Source organism: Microbacterium sp. ANT_H45B (assembly GCF_008369345.1).
Lineage (GTDB): Bacteria > Actinomycetota > Actinomycetes > Actinomycetales > Microbacteriaceae > Microbacterium.
In genome coordinates this window covers 212,074-228,818 of sequence record NZ_VOBK01000001.1, presented here as the reverse complement: position 1 = coordinate 228,818, position 16,745 = coordinate 212,074, and the positions used below count along the sequence as shown (strand labels likewise).

General features: G+C 69.2%; 13 protein-coding genes. 8 read left to right on the top strand and 5 right to left on the bottom strand.

Annotation, left to right across the window (positions count from 1 at the left end; translation table 11 throughout):
• Window positions 1-241 precede the first annotated feature (241 nt).
• The 7 genes from FQ142_RS01040 (at window position 242) to FQ142_RS01010 (ending at window position 7,930) form a co-directional block, all read left to right on the top strand.
• Entirely contained in the window at window positions 242-3,184 is a 2,943-nt protein-coding gene (locus FQ142_RS01040) for a Na+/H+ antiporter subunit A (protein ID WP_149421870.1), read from the top strand.
• On the top strand, window positions 3,184-3,921 hold the full coding sequence (locus FQ142_RS01035) for a Na(+)/H(+) antiporter subunit C (RefSeq protein ID WP_262492017.1): 738 nt from the start codon (window positions 3,184-3,186) through the stop codon (window positions 3,919-3,921). The genes FQ142_RS01040 and FQ142_RS01035 overlap by 1 nt, the downstream gene beginning before the upstream one ends.
• Window positions 3,918-5,471 (top strand): Na+/H+ antiporter subunit D, encoded by a 1,554-nt coding sequence (locus FQ142_RS01030; RefSeq protein ID WP_056414249.1) that lies wholly within the window; start codon window positions 3,918-3,920, stop codon window positions 5,469-5,471. The genes FQ142_RS01035 and FQ142_RS01030 overlap by 4 nt, the downstream gene beginning before the upstream one ends.
• On the top strand, window positions 5,468-6,067 hold the full coding sequence (locus FQ142_RS01025; RefSeq protein ID WP_149421869.1) for a Na+/H+ antiporter subunit E: 600 nt from the start codon (window positions 5,468-5,470) through the stop codon (window positions 6,065-6,067). The genes FQ142_RS01030 and FQ142_RS01025 overlap by 4 nt, the downstream gene beginning before the upstream one ends.
• Window positions 6,064-6,333, top strand: coding sequence for a monovalent cation/H+ antiporter complex subunit F (locus FQ142_RS01020; RefSeq protein ID WP_149421868.1), 270 nt, complete (start codon window positions 6,064-6,066; stop codon window positions 6,331-6,333). Before FQ142_RS01025 ends, FQ142_RS01020 begins: the two co-directional genes overlap by 4 nt.
• Window positions 6,330-6,719 carry a monovalent cation/H(+) antiporter subunit G gene (gene mnhG / locus FQ142_RS01015; protein WP_056414241.1) on the top strand — a complete coding sequence of 130 codons (390 nt, stop codon included), beginning with the start codon at window positions 6,330-6,332 and terminating at the stop codon, window positions 6,717-6,719. Before FQ142_RS01020 ends, mnhG begins: the two co-directional genes overlap by 4 nt.
• A 287-nt stretch (window positions 6,720-7,006) precedes the next feature.
• Window positions 7,007-7,930 (top strand): hypothetical protein, encoded by a 924-nt coding sequence (locus tag FQ142_RS01010; protein ID WP_149421867.1) that lies wholly within the window; start codon window positions 7,007-7,009, stop codon window positions 7,928-7,930.
• Window positions 7,931-8,068: 138 nt separating this feature from the next.
• Here the strand turns inward: FQ142_RS01010 and FQ142_RS01005 are convergent, their stop codons facing one another.
• Window positions 8,069-8,830: an alpha/beta fold hydrolase gene (locus tag FQ142_RS01005; RefSeq protein WP_149421866.1), complete on the bottom strand. Its 762-nt coding sequence runs from the start codon at window positions 8,828-8,830 to the stop codon at window positions 8,069-8,071.
• A 121-nt stretch (window positions 8,831-8,951) separates the two neighbouring features.
• Between FQ142_RS01005 and FQ142_RS01000 the strand changes: the two genes are divergently transcribed.
• Window positions 8,952-10,328 (top strand): MFS transporter, encoded by a 1,377-nt coding sequence (locus FQ142_RS01000; protein WP_188042259.1) that lies wholly within the window; start codon window positions 8,952-8,954, stop codon window positions 10,326-10,328.
• 106 nt (window positions 10,329-10,434) lie between these two features.
• Here the strand turns inward: FQ142_RS01000 and FQ142_RS00995 are convergent, their stop codons facing one another.
• The 4 genes from FQ142_RS00995 to FQ142_RS00975 form a co-directional block, all read right to left on the bottom strand.
• On the bottom strand, window positions 10,435-13,071 hold the full coding sequence (locus FQ142_RS00995) for a penicillin acylase family protein (protein WP_149422642.1): 2,637 nt from the start codon (window positions 13,069-13,071) through the stop codon (window positions 10,435-10,437).
• 145 nt (window positions 13,072-13,216) lie between these two features.
• Entirely contained in the window at window positions 13,217-15,136 is a 1,920-nt protein-coding gene (locus FQ142_RS00990; protein WP_149421864.1) for a YhgE/Pip domain-containing protein, read from the bottom strand.
• Window positions 15,133-16,038: a hypothetical protein gene (locus tag FQ142_RS17345; RefSeq protein ID WP_188042258.1), complete on the bottom strand. Its 906-nt coding sequence runs from the start codon at window positions 16,036-16,038 to the stop codon at window positions 15,133-15,135. Before FQ142_RS17345 ends, FQ142_RS00990 begins: the two co-directional genes overlap by 4 nt.
• A complete protein-coding gene (locus tag FQ142_RS00975; RefSeq protein WP_149421863.1) occupies window positions 16,035-16,658 on the bottom strand; it encodes a TetR/AcrR family transcriptional regulator in 624 nt (207 codons plus the stop codon). Before FQ142_RS00975 ends, FQ142_RS17345 begins: the two co-directional genes overlap by 4 nt.
• Between the last annotated feature and the right edge of the window lie 87 nt (window positions 16,659-16,745).

Genomic DNA, 16,745 nt, shown 5'->3' with positions numbered 1-16,745 from the left:
GTCGCGGTCGGGGATGGAGGACGCCGGGAGGAGGTCACGGCGTCGGCCACCTCGACCAGGATCGCACCCCGCACGGATCTCGGACAGGGCAGATTGCCCGGGATGACGGTGCGAAGCGGCCATTTGTGTGACCTCTGCACCGAATCCGCGGACCGAAAGGGCCAAAACACCAGGTAAACTCGATATAGACACCCGCCCGCCTGTGCCGCATCCGGCCGACGAGCTTCGAGGAGCCGCGTATATGCTGACGCTCCTCGCCGTGTTCCTCCTCGGGTCCATCCTGATGCCCGTTCTGGTGCGCTGGCTGGGATCGCAGGCATTCGCCGTCGCGGCCATCATCCCCGCCGCGGCATTCGTGCACGCCCTCGTGGTCACCCCCCAGGTGCTCGACGGCCCCGCCCCGTTCGTGTCGATCGCCTGGATCCCGCAGCTCGGTCTCGATCTGTCGATGCACATGGACGTGCTCGGCTGGGTGCTCACGCTGATCGTGACGGGCGTCGGCGCGCTCGTGCTCCTCTACTGCCGCTGGTACTTCCACGACGACTCCGCGGGGATCGGCCAGTTCGCCGGCGTCCTGCTCGGATTCGCCGGGGCGATGTACGGACTCGTCCTCACCGACGACCTGGTCATGCTGGTCATGTTCTGGGAGGTGACCAGCATCCTCTCCTACCTCCTGATCGGTCACTACCGGCGTCGCGCGGCCAGTCGTCGAGCCGCGCTGCAGGCGCTCCTGGTCACCACGCTCGGCGGACTGGTGATGTTCGTCGGCGTCGTGCTGCTCGTGGTCGACGCAGGCACCTCCAGCATCCGAGAGATCCTCGAGCTCGCACCCACCGGGCCGATCGTCGACGCCGCCGTCGTGATGCTCCTCATCGGTGCGATCAGCAAGTCCGCGCTCTTCCCGTTCCACTTCTGGCTGCCCGGCGCCATGGCCGCGCCGACACCGGTCAGCGCCTATCTGCACGCCGCGGCGATGGTGAAGGCCGGAATCTACCTGATCGCGCGCTTCGCACCGATCTTCGCCTTCACGGGCCCATGGCGTCCCATCATCATCTCGCTGGGCGTGGTCACGATGCTGCTCGGCGGCATCCAGGCGCTGCGCGAGACCGACCTCAAGCGCATCCTCGCGTTCGGCACCGTCAGCCAGCTCGGGTTCTTCGCGATCGTCGTCGGCTACGGCACGCAGGCGAGCGCACTCGCCGGAGTCGCCCTCGTGATCGGCCATGCGCTGTTCAAGTCGGCGCTGTTCCTGATCGTCGGGGTGATCGACCGCCAGCTGTCCACGCGTGACATCGACGAGCTCAGCGGTGTGGGGCGGCAGGCCCCGGTCATGGCCACCGCGGCGTTCATCTCGGTCGCCTCGATGGCGGGAGTCGCCCCCACGATCGGGTTCGTCGCGAAGGAATCGACGCTCACCGCTCTGCTCGACGACGCGCTGCACGGATCCCCGTGGGGACTCGTGGCGATCATCGGCGTGACCGTGGGCTCCATGCTCACTGCGGCATACGGCATCCGCTTCCTGTGGGGGGCGTTCTGGACCAAGCGCGACGACGCCGGCGATCGCCGGCAGGACACGGCGTGGCCAGACCCGCCCGTCGGCTTCCTCTCGGCACCGATCATCCTCGCCGGCGTGACGCTCGCGGCGGGGATCGGCGCCCCCGCACTCGATGTGGCGCTGCAGGGGTACGCACTCACCGCGACGCCGGGCCTTGATGCCGCGGGCGAGGCGGTCGAAGGGCCGGGACACCTCGCGCTCTGGCACGGCTTCGAGCCCGCCCTGGGCATCTCGATCCTGTCGATCCTGCTCGGCGCCGGCCTCTTCCTGCTCAGCATCCGCACCGGGTGGGATCGCAAGCCGCGCCTGATCCGGTTCACCGCAGCAGACGTCTACTACCTGGTGATGCGCGGCGTCGACCGGCTCTCGGTGCTCAGCACCACCCTCACCCAGCGCGGATCGCTGCCGGTCTACGTCGGAACGATCTTCGTGGTGTTCGTCGCGGCCGAGATCACCGCCCTCGTGGCCACTGACATCGATCGCTTCCAGCTCTCGGCCTGGCACACCCCGGTGCAGCTCGTCGTCGCGCCGATGATGGCGGCCGCCGGTGTGATGGCGGTGCGTGCGCAGAAGCGGTACACGGGCGTCGTGCTCGTGTCGATCACCGGTCTCGGCATGGTCGTGCTGTTCGCGACCAGCGGTGCCCCCGACCTCGCGCTCACGCAGATCCTCGTCGAGACCGTGACGATGGTGACCTTCGCCCTCGTGCTGCGTCGTCTGCCCGCGCGGATGGGGGAGCACAATGCCTCCGTCGGCCGCATCCCTCGCGCGCTGCTCGGCGTCGGCGTGGGGCTGACGATGGCGCTCGTGGCGATCGTGGCGACGCAGTCGCGGATCGCGGATCCGATCTCCGAGATGTTCCCGCAGCTCGCGTACGACATCGGTCACGGCAAGAACGTCGTCAACGTGGCCCTCGTCGACCTGCGCGGCTGGGACACGATGGGCGAGCTGTCGGTGCTCGTGCTCGCGGCGACCGGAGTGGCGTCGCTCGTGTTCGTCACGCACCGCGCCGACATGCTCGCAGCGACCAAGACCCTCCCCAAGGCGCGGCGCCGCCGGACTCTCAGCCGTCCGCTCGTCGAGACGACCGAGGGTGTGCGGTTCCAGACGTCCGAGAACGAGAGCAGCCCGCGCGCCTGGCTGGTCGGCGGCCAGAAGATGAGGCCCGAGAACAGGTCGATCCTGCTCGAGGTCATCGTCCGCGTCCTGTTCCACACGATCATCGTCGTGTCGATCTTCCTGCTGTTCTCCGGCCATAACCTGCCGGGCGGCGGTTTCGCCGGAGGCCTCGTCGCGGGCATGGCGCTCGTCATGCGCTACGTCGCGGGTGGTCGCTGGGAGCTCGGAGCCGCGGCGCCGACGGATGCAGGACGCCTGCTCGGCACCGGCCTGATCCTCGCCGTCGGAACCGCGATCGTGCCGCTCTTCTTCGGCCTCGCCCCCCTCACCAGCAACTTCTGGGAGTGGGAGATACCCGGTATCGGCCACATGGAGTTCGTGACCTCGACCATCTTCGACGTCGGCGTGTACCTGGTCGTCATCGGCCTCGTGCTCGACGTGCTGCGCAGCCTCGGCGCCGAGGTCGACCGCCAGGCCCAGGAGTTCCGTGAGCGGGGGGTGAGCGTCTGATGGATGTCTCGCTGACCCTGATCGTGATCATGGCGGTGCTGTTCGCCTGCGGTGTCTACGCGATGCTCGAGCGCAGCCTCACCCGCGTGCTGATCGGATTCCTACTGCTCGGCAACGCCACGAACCTGCTGCTGCTCATCGTGATGGGCGTTCCCGGCAACGCCCCCTTCTTCGGCACCGAGGGCGAGCTCAGCGACCCCCTGCCGCAGGCGCTGACGCTCACCGCCATCGTGATCACCTTCGCGGTCTCGGCATTCCTGCTCGCCCTGATCTACCGCTCCTGGCAGCTCGGTCAGGCCGACACGGTCGAGGACGACGAGGCCGACATCGCCCTCCGCGAGCGCACCGATGCCGACGAAGACCTCATGGACGACGAGGCCGACGCCGACGACGACTCCGCGACCACCGATTTCGTCGGCGTGCAGACCGCGCCCATCACCGTGCTGCACATGCGCGACCACCCCGCCATCCACGACGACGCACCGGTCGATCGGGCCTACGCGTCGCAGGCCCCCCGCGACGACGGGGGCTCCTCCGAAGACGGCCACGACGCCGAGCGCGAGTCCTCGCCGGAGTCGGACGAGCGTTCCGATTTCCGTGCGGATGCCGATACGCACGCGTCCGACGCCGACGAGACGGATGCGGCGGACGCCGCCCACGACACGGCGGCCGACACGGCATCCGATGACTCCGCCCCCGAGCACACCGACGACACCGACAGGGAGGACCGCCCATGAGCGCACTCGTCCCCCTGCTGGTGGGGCTGCCGCTGCTCGGCGCCGCCGTCACCCTGATCTTCGGACGCAGACCCCGACTGCAGGTCTTCGTCACGGTCGCGACTCTCGCGGCGGTGTCGGTCATCGCGGCCGTGCTGCTGGTCGCCGTCGACGGCGGAAGCCCGATCGCCGTGTCGGTGGGAGGCTGGCCGGTGCCCTTCGGCATCGTGCTCTACGTCGACCGTCTCGCCGCCCTCCTCGTGCTCATCTCGAGCATCGTGCTGCTCGCCGTCCTCCTCTTCTCCATCGGCCAGGGTGCCGCCGACGGCACCGACGAGACGCCGATCTCGATCTTCAACCCGTCGTATCTGATCCTCGCCGCCGGCATCTTCAACGCCTTCATCGCGGGCGACCTCTTCAACCTCTACGTCGGATTCGAGATCCTCCTCGTCGCGTCGTACGTGCTGATAACGCTCGGGAGCACCGAGTCCCGCATCCGCACCGGTGCCGTCTACATCGTGGTCTCGCTGGTGTCGTCGATCCTGTTCCTCGCCTCCATCGCGATGATCTACGGAGCGCTCGGCACCGTGAACATGGCGCAGATCGCCGAGCGGATGACCGAGCTCCCACAAGAGACGCAGCTCGTGCTGCATCTCATGCTGGTCGTGGCCTTCGGCATCAAAGCCGCCATCTTCCCGGTCTCGTTCTGGCTGCCCGACTCGTATCCGACGGCACCTGCACCCGTCACCGCCGTCTTCGCCGGACTGCTCACGAAGGTCGGCGTGTATGCGCTGATCCGCACCGAGACGCAGCTCTTCGCCGAGAACAGCATCGACACCGTGCTGCTGATCATCGCGCTCGCAACCATGATCGTCGGGGTGCTCGGCGCCGTCGCACAGGCGGAGTTGAAGAGAATCCTGTCGTTCACCCTGGTCAGCCACGTCGGGTACATGATCTTCGGCCTGGCGATCGCGACCCCCGCGGCCATCGGCGCGACGGTGTACTACATCGTCCACCACATCGTCGTGCAGACCACCCTGTTCCTCGCCGTCGGACTCATCGAGCGCCGCGCGGGGAGCACGTCCATCCTGCGGGTGAAGGGGCTGCTGAAAGTCGCCCCGGTGATCGCCGTGCTCTACTTCATTCCCGCGATCAACCTCGGTGGACTGCCCCCGTTCTCCGGATTCATCGGCAAGTTCGCTCTCTTCGAGGCGGCGGCGTCGGTCGGAACGCCTCTGATGATCGTTCTGATCGGCGGCGGCATCGTCACCTCGCTCCTCACCCTCTACGCGCTGATGCGCGCCTGGAACCTCGCTTTCTGGCGCGAGGAGGAGGACTCCACCGAGACCGAGGGGCGCATCTCGTACCTCGGCAACGCGCCCGCCGCCGACGAGCAGCAGGAGCGCCGCCGCATCCCGCGGATCATGACCGTCGCGACGGCAGGGATGGTCGGGGTGACGCTTGCTCTCACCGTGTTCGCCGGTCCCCTCTACGCCCTGTGCGACCGGATCGGCGCGGTGCTCCTCGAGCCCGTGAGCCTGGTGCAGCTGGAAGGCGAGGTCGACGGATGAGTCCCTCCGAGACCGGCCGTCACTTCTGGCGCGACACGCGCGTGCAGCTGCCGTTCCTCGCGTGGCTCGTCGTGCTGTGGATGCTCCTGTGGAGCCAGTTCACGGTGCTCTCGTTCCTCTCGGGGCTCGTGGTCGCGGTGTTCGTGACGCGGGTGTTCCGGTTGCCGACGGTGGAGCTGTCCGGCCGCATCAACGTCTGGTACGCCCTGCTGCTGCTCGTGCAGTTCCTGTTCGCGATGCTGCGGGGAGCGCTCGCCGTGACCGCGCAGGTGTTCGACTTCCGACGTCAGCCGGGGGCGGCCATCGTCGCCGTACCGCTGCGCTACGCCGACGACCTGATGATGACGCACGTGTCGGTCGTCTCCTCGCTCGTTCCCGGTTCGCTGGTGGTCGAGGCCGACCGCGACCGTCAGGTGCTCTACCTGCACGTGATCGGGGTGCGCAGCATGGCCGACGTCGAGAAGCAGCGCGAGGGCGTGCTGCGCTGGGAGCGTCGGGTCGTCCGTGCCCTCGGCGCCCCCGACCAGTACCGTGCCCTCAAGGCCGATGAGCGCGCGGCGCGCTCGGGCGACTCGATGAAGGGCGGTGTGCGATGAACGTTCTCCTGCTGGCGATCATGGTCATCTTCGGCATCGCCGCGATCCTCACGATCGTCCGGATCGTGCGCGGTCCCTCGATCCTCGACCGTGCCGTGGCGTCGGATGTGCTCCTCACCGAGGTCATGTGCGTGCTCGGCGCCGAGATGGCGATCAACGGGCACACCCGCACCATCCCCGTGCTGCTGATCATCGCCGCGGTGGGCGTGTTCGGCTCGATCTCGGTCGCCCGGTTCGTCGCGAGAAGGGACAACACGACACCATGAACGTGTTCGGCCTTGCCATCCCCGACGCCGTCATCGACGTCGCCGTCCTCGTGCTGATCCTGCTCGGCGCCGTGCTCTGCCTGTCCGCGGCAGTCGGACTGCTGCGGTTCCGCGACGTGCCGTCGCGACTGCACGCCGCGACGAAGCCGCAGGTGCTGGGACTCGTACTCATCTGCCTCGCGATCGCGCTGTCGCAGCGCACCCTCGGCAGCATCCTCGTGGGACTCGCCCTCGTGACCCCGATCGTGCTCATGCAGTTCGCCACCGCCCCGCTGTCTGCCCATATCGTCGGACGGCAGGCGTATCGCAACGGGACGACCGACGAGCGCAACCTCGTCGTCGACGAGCTCGCCGACTCCAAGCAGACCCCTCCCGCCGCCGGCTGACCCGGGTCCGTCCCGTCCGGCCGGCGCCGCTCCGTCCGGCCGCCCGGCCCGTCCGGTCTCGCCGGGTCGCGGTGCGCAATTCAGCATGAGCTCTCTCGGACCGAGTATCCGAGCCCGCGGCCACCGATATATCGAGGATCGGTGCTGAGACCTGATCGGTGACCCGCGTCCACCCAAGGCGATGCCGGGGTGGTTTCTTCCTGCACCAAAACCCTCGAACGGCGACCCGCCCCGAAATCGTGGGAAAACGGCTCACGCACAACACCGCCCATCCGCACACTTCCCTCATGAGCGAGCACGGTGATGTCGACAAGCGGACTGTGGCGGAGCGAGCTGGAGATGCCTACGCGCCGACGGTGTTCTCCCGATCCCAGCTGATCCGGAAGGGACTGACCGGGCGCCGGATTGCAGCCGCGGTGGCGAGGAGCGACCTCCTGCACATCCGGCGTGACCGATATGCGCTGCCCACGGCCCCGAGCGACGTGGTCACTGCGGTGCGGATCGGCGGACGCGTGTCGTGCCTCTCCTTGCTCGTGGCGATGGGGGTCTTCGTTCACCGCAGCCGCGGGTTGCACGTCCTCGTGACTCCCGGATCGTCGCGCCTGCGTCTGTCGAAGAACAGCACGACCGTGTTGCACTGGCGGGTGCGGTCGAGTGTCGATGGCTGTCTTCATGCGGCCCCGATCGTCGATGCCGTCGCCCATTCGGTGTTTTGCCAGTCCCCGCGGGAGACGCTCGCGACCCTCGACAGCATCCTGCATCACGCACTCATGACCTTCGACGAACTCGCCCAGCTGTTCGAGTCGCTGCCCACCAGGTTCCGTCCGTTGCTCGCCCTCGTGGATCCGTCGGCGGCCTCGGGCCCGGAGACCTACATGCGTTTGATTCTGAGGGCGATGGGCGTCTCGTATGAGACGCAGGTCTATCTGGAGGGTGTCGGCTACGTCGACTTCGTCGTCGACGGGTGGTTGATCATCGAGTGCGACAGCAAGGAGTTCCACGAGGGGTGGGAGAAGCAGGTGCAGGATCGGGCGCGCGATGTCGCTGCGGCCCGGCTGGGTTACGTCACTGTCCGGCCCCTGGCGGTGGACCTCCTCGGCGACCACACGGTCGTGCGGGAGGCACTGGAGCAGATCATCGAGGTGATGGGACCGCGATTCACACGCGGTCGCCGTTCGCGATTCAGCAGGAGCGGCCGCCGATCGATATGACGCGGCGCTGTTCTGCGGCTGGGAGGACGTCTGTGCTGAATTGTGAACGGCGAGGGTCGGAACCGGGACGCCGGGAAGCCGCGACGCCGTGCGAGCGGTGCGCCAGACACCGCGCCGGAGGCCGCGCCGTCGCCAGGGTCAGAGGTCGTCGGCGAAGCGCTGGATCAGCTCGGCGGCGGGCTCGGAGTCGGTGATCAACGTGCCGTGACCGTGGTCGGGGATCACCCGGAGGTCGGCACCGGGGATCTCGTCGATGATCTCCTGGCACCAGCTCATCGGGGCGAGGGGATCGTCCTCGCCGCGCAGCACGAGCACCGGCTGCTCGATCCGCGCGAACGCCTTCTCGGGCTGGTGCACGATGGTCGCGCGGATCTTGCGGATGAGGTGGGGGCCTCCGCGGAGGTATTCCCTCGCGCCGCGCCAGATCACCAGAGGGCGTTCGCCGATGAGGTCGCGCAGCAGGTAGCTCGCCTGCGCCGCGACGTTGCGGGCGGCTTTGTTCACGGTGGGGCCGGCGAGCACGACGCCCGCGACGAGCGACGGATGCCGTGCCGCGAGCTCCGCCGCGATCTGACTGCCCATCGAATGGCCGATCACCACGACCGGTCCCTCCTCGGCATGCCGCAGGTAGGCGGCGACGAGGTCGGCGTGCCGCTCCATGGTCAGCGTGCGGGTGGGCTCCGGTGCTTCGCCGAAACCGGGCAGATCGAGGGCGATGACCCGCCCGTGCAACCTCTGCACCACGTCGAGGTAGACGCTGCGACCCATGCCGATGCCGTGCAGCAGCAGAAAGGTGCGGGGGCCTTCGCCGAAGGTCTCGGCGATCAGCGTGGAACCGCCGTGCTCGTACTCGAGCAGGGTGACGGGTGTGCCTTTCGGGGCGAGATAGCTGGAGACCACCCGTCAACGCTAACCGAGCAGGACGGATGCGGCGAACCGCAGGCCTCTGCACGAGGGAGAGACCGCGGGCACCGCAGCTCGGACGATGGGCCGTGTCCGTCCCTCGTGCGAGGATGAAGTGGTGTCTTCCCCGCAACCCGATCCCGACCAGGTCCCGGCGGTGGAGGAGCCGACCGGCCGCACCCGCGGTCCTCTCGCGCGACTGGCGGCGGGATTCGACGATCCGGTGCTGCGCGCCCTGGTCGCGGCGACCGCGGTCTCGCGTATCGGGCGCGGCGTCTTCTTCGCCGTCACCGTGCTCTTCTTCACCCAGATCATCGGTCTGTCTCCGGCGCAGGCCGCGGTGGTGCTGGCCGTGTCGAGCGGATGCGGTGTCGTGGCGTCGTTCCTCGGCGGCTGGCTCGCCGATCGCTGGAGCGCGCGACGCCTCGCGTTCGGATTCGAGCTCACCGGCGGCGCGCTGCTGGCGGGGTACGCCTTCGTGGGTGACTTCGCATCGGCCCTTCTGCTCGCCAGCCTCGCCGGCTTCTTCGACACCCTCGGCCACTCGGCGCGGTCGGCGATCATCGCGCGGGGATTCGCGTCGGAGCGACGTGTGCACGCGCGGGCCGTGCTGCGCACCGTCACCAACATCGCGATCGCGGCAGGGTCGGGACTCGGCGCGATCGCGCTGGCGCTGGGCACTCCCGAGGCATACCGCACCGTCATCGCCTGCGCGGGGGCCATCTGCGCGCTCGGTTCGCTGCCGCTGCTGCGCCTCACCCCTGCGGTCGATGCGCCGGCACGCGTGCGGATCAAGACGCTCCGCACCGAGACGGGGTCGATCGACACGAAGGCCGCGGCCGCCGCATCCGCCGAGCGCAGCGACTGGAACCGGCGCTCGCCGTGGCGCGACCCGAGGTATCTCGCGCTGAGCGGACTCTCGGCGATCTTCGGCATGCAGTTCGGGGTGGCCGAGTTCGGCGTTCCGCTGTGGATCACGCAGAACACGAACGCCCCCGAGGTCATGGTGGCCGTGCTCCTCATCGTCAACACGACTCTCGTGGTGCTCTTCCAGGTGCGGGCGTCGCGCGGCACGCACGACCTGCGCGTCGCCGGGCGCGTGACGATGATCGCCGGCTGGCTGATGGTCGCCGCATGCCTGGTCTACGCGTTCGCCGCAGGGATGCCGGCCTGGGCCGCCATCGTCATTCTCATCGTCGGGATGATCGCCCACACCTTCGCCGAGATCCTGTCGCAGGCGGGGGCGTGGGGACTCAGTTTCGAGCTGGCCGATCCGGTGCGAGCCGGCGCCTACCAGGGCGTGTTCGGCATGGGGTTCTCTGTCGGCGCGCTGGCCGCCCCGATCGTCGTGAATGCGACCGCGATCACGTTCGGACTGCCCGGCTGGGCGATGCTGGGCGCGATCTTCTTCGCGGCGGCCGTCGGCATCTGGATCATCGCGCGCCGCGCCGCCGCGGCATCCGTGCGCCCCGGGGCCGCACCCGGCCCGGCTTGACCTCGATCCTGCCTGACCGCGAGGCCCGCTGACTCCGATGCCGGCTGACCCGAAGACCGCTGACTCCGATGCCGGCTGACCCGAAGCCCGCGGATCCCGACGCCCGCTAGCCCGCCGGGACGAGAACGAGGGTGTGCCGGGTGGCGGCATCGACCGCCGCCGGCGAGAACGCCCACGGCTTCTGCGCACCCGCCGCCCAGTCGGCGGTCTGGTCGATGTAGTGCTCGTCGAACGCGTGCCCGGAGGCGCCGGTGAGGTGGATCCATGTCGAGGCGTCGAGGTCCGCGAGGTCGACGACCATCCGCATCGACGGGACGGTCGTGGTCGCGTACGAGCTGCCGAGATCCCACCCCGTGGCGTTGACCACCGACGCGCCGCCGCCGACGGCGTAAGGTCCGCGATTGAAGAGCATCTCGATCGGGGCGATCCCCGACGAGCCGAGGGTGTCGCTGGTCAGGGTGATCGCGTGCAAGTCACCCCACCGCCACGCGTTGACGGCGTCGCCCTGCAGGCCCACGAGCTCGTCGTAGGCCTCCTCAGCAGACACCGCGAGCATCTCGTTCATGCTGGTGACACCCAGGGTGGGGTTGGTCCAGAGCGGGTCCGCGGGGGAGTCGAGGAGATCTCCGACCACGGTGAACAGGCGGCCATGACCCTCGATCGGCAGCGGATCCTCGCGCTCGGCGAAGATGTTGCGCACGAGATTCGACCAGAGCACGTTCGCGTACGCCGCGGCGGGCGAGGATGCCGTGTTCTGGGCGTCCCAGGAGCGCAGCAGGTCGACCGCATCCCGGGTGCCCGCGCCCGTCACTGTGACGTCATCCATCGCCGAGGCCAGCCGCTTGCCGATCCACATCTCGCTGTCCATCTGGATCTCGCGCATGTCCTGCGCGGTCAGAGGCCCCGCGGCGGCTCGACGCTCGATCAGGTGCTCGATGCGATCGGCGCGGTAGCCGTAGTCCCAGTCCCGGGAGAGGAAGTAGGGATAGTCGTCGGCGACGATCGCGTTGTTGGCCGTGACGATGTACCCGGACTGCGGGTTGTACGACATGGGGAGCTCCTCGAACGGGATGAACCCGGTCCAGTCGTAGCGGCTGTCCCAGCCGGGTTGCGGCATCCATCCGTCTCCGGCGCCGCGGATCGGCAGGCGCCCCGGCGCCTGGTAGCCGATGTTGCCCTCGACGTCGGCGTAGACGAGGTTCTGCGCCGGCACGTCGAAGAGGGATGCGGCGACGCGGAAGTCGTCGAAGTTGCGTGCGGTGGAGAGGGCGAAGATCGCGGTCGCCGCGGTTCCGGGGTCCAGCGCCGTCCACCGCAGGCTCACGGCGTACTCGGCGCCCTCGCCGGTGGGGGCGGTGGCGGGCGAGCCGCCCGCCGCGAGTCCGGGTTCGGGATGGGCGGCGATCGCGGTGAAGTCGTCGGTGAGTCCCGAGATGAGGGGGCCGTGCACGGTCGAGCGGATCGTGAGCTCGATGTCGTCGCCCCCGGCGACCTCGATCGTCTCGGTGCGCTGATCGAGCGGCACGAGCACCCCGTCGCGCCAGTACTGGTCACCCTCCAGGCGCTCCACGTACAGGTCGGTGACGTCGGTGGTCAGGTTGGTGAACCCCCAGGCGACCTGCTGATTGTGTCCGATCACGATTCCGGGGAGGCCCGAGAACGAGAAGCCGCCGACATCGAACGGGCAGGCATCCGTGACCTCGCTGCACCGCAGCTGCACCTGATACCAGACCGAGGGCAGGGAGGCGCCCAGGTGCGGGTCGTTGGCGAGCAGGGGAAGGCCGCTCTCGGTCAGGTCGCCCGAGACCACCCACGAGTTCGAGCCGATGCCCTCCCCGACATCCCCGACGAGCAGGCTCGCCGCCTCGATCACGTCGGAGGCCTCCTGCCAATCGATGGTGGTGGCCGCCTGCTGCATCTCACCGTCGTGCGCGTCGTCGGTGAACACGACCGGCTCGGTGCCCGTCTCGAGGGTGGAGATCTGCGGGACGATCACGGGATTCTCGTCGAACGGATACGGCGGGTAGAGCTGCTCGAGTGTGGCCTGCGCCGAGTCCGGATCGGCGCCGGTCGCGAGTTCTGAGGCGAGCAGCGAGCGTGCCGCCTCGTCGTCGACGTTTCCGCGGAGATCCCAGGCCATCGCCTTGAGCCAGGCGACGGAGTCCGCGGGCTCCCAGGGCTCCGGGGCGTAGTCCGGATTCTGTATGCCCAGAACGGCATATTCGAGCGACAACTCGGAGCCGGATCGGGATCCGAGGTACGCGTTCACGCCGTCGGCGTACGCCTCGTAGTAGCCGAGGGTCACCTCGTCCATCGCCGCGACCTCGGCTTCGGCGACCACGCGCCAGCCCAGGGTGCGCAGGAAGGCATCGGTCGCCACCTGCGACTCTCCGAACATCTCGGCGACCCTGCCTGCGGTGACGTGGCGGCGGAAGTCCATCTCGAAGAATCGATCCTGCGCGTGCACAAACCCCTGGGCGTAGAAGAGGTCGTCCGTCGACTCGGCGGTGATCGTCGGGATGCCGCGATCATCGCGCTGCACCGTGGCCTGCGCCTGCAGTCCGTCGAGGGCGAGGGTGCCCTCCGTCTGCGGGAAGGACCGCTGGATGGTCCAGGTGATGACGAACGCTGCGGCCACGGCGATCACGACGAGCGCGGCCACGACGAGGAAGGCGATGCGGCCGATGCGACCGCGCAGAGAGGTGCGCGCGACCGGGGCAGGATCGGGCGAATCGGTTGTCATCATCGAGAACTCTTTCGGACGGCATGGTGGGACCCGGTCCCACTGAGCCCCAGAGCGCGTCTCATCGGACGCACTCTGGGAATCCTACTCACACCCACGGACGGCGTGGGACGCCGCCGGGTTCTCGGTCGCACCGAGCGGGGGATCAGCCGATCAGGCTCGGCTGCAGATCGCGCAGCGTTCTCCGATGCGTCATCCGCGTCACGCCGATCGCCGCGAGCAGCAGAGCACCGACGAGCCAGATGCCGAGCACCACGAGATCCCAGCCGGCCCGGCCCAGGTTGCCGCCGTACATCAGCTGCCGCATCGCATCGACGACGTAACCGAGCGGGAGCACGTGATGCAGTGCGGCGAGAGGGGCGGGCAGCGTCTGCCACGGGAAGGTGCCGCCCGCGGTGACGAGCTGCAGCACCATGAGCACCAGACCGAGGAACTGCCCCACCGAGCCGAGCCACACGTTCAGCATCAGGATGATGGCGGCGAAGGTCGCGGAGGCGAAGACCATCACCCCGAGCGTGCCGATCGGGTTGTCGAACGTGAAGCCGAGCGTGATGGCCAGGATGCCCATGAGCCCCACCATCTGCAGGGCGCCGAGCATCGCCGGGGTGAGCCACCCCGCCAGGGTGACGCGCAGCGGCGAGTGCAGCGCGGTGACGGCGCGGCGGGAGATCGGCTTGACGATGAGGAAAAGCGCGTAGATGCCGATCCATGCCGAGAGCGCGGCGAAGAACGGCGCGAGACCTGCGCCGTAGTCCTCGGCGGAGGCGACCTTGTCGCTGGAGACCTTCACCGGGTCGGCGATGGTGTCGGCCTGCTGGGTGCGCAGCTCGGGGGTCGAGACGGGGATCTGCGCGACCCCGTCGGAGAGTCCGTCGCGCAGCTCGGCCGTGCCGGAGGCGAGCGTGCCGAGTCCGTCGCGCAGCTGTGCGGCACCGTCGTTCGCGGCGGCGGCGCCCGTCGCGACGGTGCCGACGCCGGAGGCGAGCGTGCCCGCGCCGGAGGCGAGCGTACCGGCGCCCGATGCGAGGTCGGCGGCTCCGGAGGCGACGGATGCTGCGCCGGCGGCGAGCTGGTCGACCTTGCCGACGGCCCCCTGCACCTGCGCGTTGCCCTCCTGCAGGCGGGTGCCGAGCGGGTCGAGTTTCGCGAGGACCTGGTCGACCTCTGCGGGGGTGAGCCCCTGCTCGGTCAGCGCGTTCGCGATGTCGGTGCGCACCTGGGGCAGCGCGTTCGCGGCCTGCTGGACCGCGTTGCCTGCGCGGTCGGCGACATCGGCGAGCTGCCGATTGCCGTCACTGACCTGCTGTGCGCCGCTGGCGAGCGTCTGCGCCCCGCTCGCGAGTGTCTGCGCTCCGCCGGCGAGCGTCTGTGCGCCGGTCGAGAGCTGCGCCGTGCCGTCTGCGAGCTGCGCCGTGCCGTCGGCGAGGGTCGCGCTGCCGGTCGCCGCGGTGTTGGCGCCGTCGGTCAGCTGAGTCGCGCCGTCGACGGCCGTGACAAGCTTGTCGCGCACCTCGCTCAATCCGGTGAGCAGCCGCTCCGCGGCCTCGCTCCCGACCATCTCGGCGACCGAGCTGCGGATCTTCTCGACCGCCTGGGTGCCCATCGACGAGGCGAGGTAGTTGTTGGCATCGTTCGTCTCGAGCTCGATCCGCGCCTGATGGGGGTTGTCGCCGGATGCCGAGGTCAGCGCGGCGGAGAAGTCCGTGGGGATCGTCACCGCGAAGTCGACCGTGCCCTCGCGCAGGGCGTTCGCGGCCTCGTCGTCCGACATCCGCTGCCAGTCGAAGGCGTTGCCCTCGATGAGGTTGTCGGCGACATCCTCGCCGTAGTTGACGGTCTCGCCGGACGGAGCATCCGTCCCCGTGGTGGGGGTCGCAGCGCCCTCGTCGTCGACGACGAGCGCGACGGGGACGTCGGGGAACTTGGCATATGGGTCCTGATTGGCCCAGAGGTAGAGCCCGCCGTAGAGGATCGGCACGCACACGAGCGCGATCAGCGCGATGATGCCCATCTTGCTCGCGGTGAGTCGCCGCAGCTCGGCGGCGATCATGGAGGGGACCTTCATCGCCCTGCTCCGTTCTGGTCTGTGTCTGTGTCTGTGTCTGTGTCTGTGTCGATGTCGGTGTCGGTGTCGGTGTCGGTGTCGGTGTCGGTGTCGGTGTCGGTGCCGGTGCTGGTGACGGGATCCGTGGCTGTGGCGTCTTCGTCTTCGTCCGCAGCCGTGTCGGTGTCTGCGTCGGGGTCGGGATCCGGGTCTGCGACGTCGTCCGCAGCCGTGTCGGTGACGATGTCTGCGCCCGCCGTCGGCTCGTCGTCGTCGGGGAAGTCGAGGACGAGCGGCGGGATCGGACCCGAGGCGTTGATGGCCTCGAGCTCATGCATGCGTTCGAGCGCGACCGCGGCAGATCCGCCGACGATGACGAGCATCGCGTAGCCGCGGTCGGCGAACTCCGACGCGATGCGCCACCAGCCGTCCGGGCTGCCGCCATGGCGGTCGGGTGAGACGAGCACCACGCCCTCGGTGCCCTTGCGCAGCACCGCGAGCTCGCACAGGATGCGCACGCGGGCGGCCGGATCGACGTTGCCGATCGGCACGCCCGCCAGCTCTCCGAAGCCGAGCTGCGTGAGCCAGCGGCGCGAGTGCAGGGGTGTCGCTCCGACGCCGGCGAACATGAGCTCTTCGCCGACGACGCCCGCGAGGGTGATGTCGGCATGCGGGTCGCTGACGTCCGGGGCGTCGACGAGCGCGATCGTGCGGCGCAGCTGTCGGTTGTCGGCGCTGCCGTCGATGGTGACGCGGCCGGTGTCCGGGCGCATGCGCCCGCTCGCGATCAGCCCGAGGACGCTCGGTCGCTGCTCGGTCTCGGCGATCGCGAAGCGCACGGCACCGGTGTGGAATTCGAGGCTGGTGGGGGGCAGCGCCTGGCCGCCACGCCCCTTGCTCACCTCGTGGAGAGCGATCTTCATGCGTCGACCCGCTCGGATCCGATGATGTCGGGGTGCGCGGTCAGCAGGTCGTCGGCATCGCGCCAGGACAGCCCCGCGATGCTGAGGAGCGTGCGCACGGCGAGGTTCTCGGCGCCGATGCTTGCGGCATCGGTGCGGGAGACGACCGTGCGGGCGACCTCTTCGATGAGGCGCGCGAGCGTCGGTGCGGCGATGTCGGTGCGGAAGCTGCCGTTCTCCTGGCCGCGTCGGGCGAGGGCCGCGACGGTGCGGCGAAGCGGCGCGAGGGCGTCGGCGGTGTGCTGCACATGCGCCTCGTCGAGGGCGAGGGCCGCAGCGACCTGCACGTGGGACGCCTCCTGCCAGAGTCTGGCCGCGAGCCGGGCGAGCGCGATGCGCGCGTCGGCGTCGGTCACGGACTCGGCGATCGCGTTGAAGCGCTGCGCGCCCACCGAGATGAGCTCGCGGATCAGCGCCTCGCGGTCGTCGAAGTGCCCGTACAGAGTGCGGCGGGAGAGGCCGGCGCTGCGGGCGATGACGTCGATCGAGGCGCGGGGATCGGCGGCGAGGGTCTCTCGGGCCGCATCGAGGATTCCGGCACGGTTCTCGACGGAATCGCGACGGGGAGCACGGGTGGTCATGCGTCCATGGTAGCTAATCTGCACAGCAGTGTGCAAGATAGTGCGACGGACTCACAGGTGCGACGGTCGCATCGGACAGACAGCAGA

What these genes read in the sequence shown, in the direction of transcription:
- FQ142_RS01020 (WP_149421868.1), top strand. Translation starts at nt 6,064, where the DNA reads ATGAACGTTCTCCTGCTGGCGATCATGGTCATCTTCGGCATCGCCGCG.
- FQ142_RS00995 (WP_149422642.1), bottom strand. Translation starts at nt 13,071, where the DNA reads ATGACAACCGATTCGCCCGATCCTGCCCCGGTCGCGCGCACCTCTCTG.
- FQ142_RS01035 (WP_262492017.1), top strand. Translation starts at nt 3,184, where the DNA reads ATGGATGTCTCGCTGACCCTGATCGTGATCATGGCGGTGCTGTTCGCC.
- FQ142_RS17345 (WP_188042258.1), bottom strand. Translation starts at nt 16,038, where the DNA reads ATGAAGATCGCTCTCCACGAGGTGAGCAAGGGGCGTGGCGGCCAGGCG.
- FQ142_RS01025 (WP_149421869.1), top strand. Translation starts at nt 5,468, where the DNA reads ATGAGTCCCTCCGAGACCGGCCGTCACTTCTGGCGCGACACGCGCGTG.
- FQ142_RS01040 (WP_149421870.1), top strand. Translation starts at nt 242, where the DNA reads ATGCTGACGCTCCTCGCCGTGTTCCTCCTCGGGTCCATCCTGATGCCC.
- FQ142_RS01010 (WP_149421867.1), top strand. Translation starts at nt 7,007, where the DNA reads ATGAGCGAGCACGGTGATGTCGACAAGCGGACTGTGGCGGAGCGAGCT.
- FQ142_RS01030 (WP_056414249.1), top strand. Translation starts at nt 3,918, where the DNA reads ATGAGCGCACTCGTCCCCCTGCTGGTGGGGCTGCCGCTGCTCGGCGCC.
- mnhG (WP_056414241.1), top strand. Translation starts at nt 6,330, where the DNA reads ATGAACGTGTTCGGCCTTGCCATCCCCGACGCCGTCATCGACGTCGCC.
- FQ142_RS00990 (WP_149421864.1), bottom strand. Translation starts at nt 15,136, where the DNA reads ATGAAGGTCCCCTCCATGATCGCCGCCGAGCTGCGGCGACTCACCGCG.
- FQ142_RS00975 (WP_149421863.1), bottom strand. Translation starts at nt 16,658, where the DNA reads ATGACCACCCGTGCTCCCCGTCGCGATTCCGTCGAGAACCGTGCCGGA.